The sequence below is a fragment of the Chitinophagales bacterium genome, assembly GCA_020636535.1.
GTDB lineage: Bacteria > Bacteroidota > Bacteroidia > Chitinophagales > JADIYW01 > JADJSS01.
Genome location: JACJXT010000007.1, coordinates 1 through 2,441 on the forward strand (window position 1 = coordinate 1; position 2,441 = coordinate 2,441).

At 32.0% G+C, this 2,441-nt stretch carries 4 protein-coding genes; 1 reads left to right on the forward strand and 3 read right to left on the reverse strand.

All coding sequences use genetic code 11. The annotated features are described in order from the left end of the window. On the forward strand, positions 1-461 hold a 461-nt coding region (locus H6553_00265), incomplete at its 5' end, for a hypothetical protein (GenBank protein MCB9032248.1). A 131-nt stretch (positions 462-592) separates the two neighbouring features. Here the strand turns inward: H6553_00265 and H6553_00270 are convergent. From H6553_00270 to H6553_00280, 3 genes are all read right to left on the reverse strand, one after another. Continuing rightward, on the reverse strand, positions 593-901 hold the full coding sequence (locus tag H6553_00270) for a hypothetical protein (protein MCB9032249.1): 309 nt from the start codon (positions 899-901) through the stop codon (positions 593-595). A 112-nt stretch (positions 902-1,013) separates the two neighbouring features. After that, positions 1,014-1,415 (reverse strand): hypothetical protein, encoded by a 402-nt coding sequence (locus H6553_00275; protein MCB9032250.1) that lies wholly within the window; start codon positions 1,413-1,415, stop codon positions 1,014-1,016. A 341-nt stretch (positions 1,416-1,756) separates the two neighbouring features. Then, positions 1,757-2,434 (reverse strand): DNA adenine methylase, encoded by a 678-nt coding sequence (locus H6553_00280; protein ID MCB9032251.1) that lies wholly within the window; start codon positions 2,432-2,434, stop codon positions 1,757-1,759. Positions 2,435-2,441 lie beyond the last annotated feature (7 nt).

Consider the following 2,441-nt stretch of genomic DNA (forward strand, 5'->3'; position numbering starts at 1 on the left):
AAATTGTAGCTGCTGCTGTAGCTAATGCAGATGATGACAAAGAGAACAAAGATGCTTGGGGATTACATTTAGCAAGTTATCTATATTTTAGAACTGTCTCTGAATTTAGTAGTGGTCTTGCACCATTTAACTTAGATAATGCTCTACAGAAAGCAGAAAGTCCTTTTATGGCCGTATCAGCTTTAGGAGATTTAACAAGAGATATATTAGATTTTGAAGAAGTAAGAAGCGGTGCTTATGAAGGTATGACAAGAAGTGAAAGAGCAATATTACGCTCTACATGGATGAGGCATTTCTATGATATGAAAGCCATAAAACCTAAGAGTGATTATTATAGATACAGAAATGCAATGGCTCTTCCATTTGCTCAAAAGAAATCTTCTAAGAAAGAGAATAAGAAAGACGAAAGATATTTATCCCTACCAGGAGACGAAACAAGATTTTTTGGAACGCAGAATTAAATTAGATTAAAATAATAAAAGTTGGAAATAATTAAGGAAGAAAAAGTTTTTGGTTAGACATATTTGTCTAAGTAATTGTTTTTAAGCATTTATGTTTGTATATTACACATATAATAATGTTAGCAACAAGGCTACTTTCGCAATGTATCAACATACCATTCATAAAAATCAGAGAATTTATTAAACGAATAAATAAAGAAATATTTATCTAATTTTTCAAAGCATTCCCTTAAAGTCCCAGAAGAATCTAAATACATTTTCATATCAGTTAATGATATTCTGTATAAATCAACTTCTTTGTCCATTCCAACATAAATTTCTTTAGTCACTACTTTTACGAGTTGTAAATTGAAATCTGGTTGTGTTTTTGATTGAAGTCCAATAGTTGTAGAGTTTTCACACCTAAAATCTTCAAGTTTTGTAATCGTTTTAATTTTCATATTTTTCGTTTTAAACCGCACAGTTGCTAACAAAGTGTATAGCAAATAAGCCAGTGAAGTTTATATTAAATTGATAGGTTTGTGTGTGGCTTACTTGCCATGCACTCATCCGTTAGGCACAAGGCAGGAAAGGTCTGCACACTTCAACCACCTTATCGCATTGTTCAACATCCATCATTCCAATGTGGCAAAACTCTTCTTCCATATTAAGCTGTATTGCTAACCATTTGTAAGCCTTGTTTCGGTTACTAATATTTGGAATCCATTTACGCCAAATCTTATTGATAAGGCTTGTTTTTGCTATTTGGTCAAAGTAGTAATGTGCTCGTTTTTTTGCTTCTCTAAGTTCTTTGTTGGCTAATCTGCCTAACGGCTTATTAGTTCCTTTGTGAACACCTACATAAGCATCGCAAGGCTTACAAATGTAAATCATTCCATAACTTTTGCCATAAATAATAGAACTATCTATATATTGTGTTTTGCTTTTGCAATAAGGACAAACTTTTCCATGCATAATGCCTATTTGAGTTTCATTTAATGAAACCGTATTACCGCTAATATCGTTTATATTCAATTGTGATTTGTTATCCACCGTTTTTATTATGAATTATCAAGAAGCAATACAGCATAGTTTAACTGTGAAATGGAGAACAACACCTTGTCAAAATTTAGTTAATTTGTTAAAATTATTAAAGTTATAACAGCAGCCAATAAAAAGGAAGCTATTAATAAAATTTTGTTTCTATATTTTACAATAAATCGTTGCATTGTATAAGTTATTGATTGTTTTTGAGCCATTTATAAAGTGCAATTACACATATAATAATGTTACCTGCAAGTGCTACGATAGTGCTTCTAATTAGCATTTGTGGGAGGAAATTTAAAAAGTTTTTCCACCGCTTTATGTGTAGCTTCATCTCTTTGGCTCGCAAAATTTGTTTTTACTTCTCCTTCCCATACGCAAATGAAATCATCAGGTGCTTTGTATTCGCTTACAAATACTAAATTCTTTTCACTCATCTTTCTGCACCAATCCCAAAATTTAGGGTGGTCAAAAGCACCTGTTTTATATGAAGTAGTACCTTCGTATGGTGGGTCACAATAAATCAAGCTATTTTCAAAATCTGAATATTCATCATAACTACCATTGATAAACTTCACGCCTTGTAGTTTTTCGCTTTGCTTTTGTGCATTTCGTTTCGCTTCATCCCAATGATTTCTCGGAATACCTTTATTTGTAAAAGACCTTGCATATCCGTTTTCAAACTTACCACCAAATGAAGCACCAAATCTAATTAAACTTGTTATTGGGTCAGGATTAGTTCCTTTCAATGAATTATAATATTCAACAGCCACTTCATTTGGTAATTTATCAACTAAATCTCGTATCGCAATCAAAGCCTCAATAGTGTGTGCATTATAATCAATCCCAATTCTTTGAAAATTGTTTGGAACTTTATCAATCATATTTGCCCCACCAACGAAAGGTTCTACCCAAGTAGTTATTCCTTTTTCATTTGCTTCTTTAATCATAATCGGT

What these genes read in the sequence shown, in the direction of transcription:
- H6553_00270 (MCB9032249.1), bottom strand. Translation starts at nt 901, where the DNA reads ATGAAAATTAAAACGATTACAAAACTTGAAGATTTTAGGTGTGAAAAC.
- H6553_00275 (MCB9032250.1), bottom strand. Translation starts at nt 1,415, where the DNA reads ATGCATGGAAAAGTTTGTCCTTATTGCAAAAGCAAAACACAATATATA.
- H6553_00280 (MCB9032251.1), bottom strand. Translation starts at nt 2,434, where the DNA reads ATGATTAAAGAAGCAAATGAAAAAGGAATAACTACTTGGGTAGAACCT.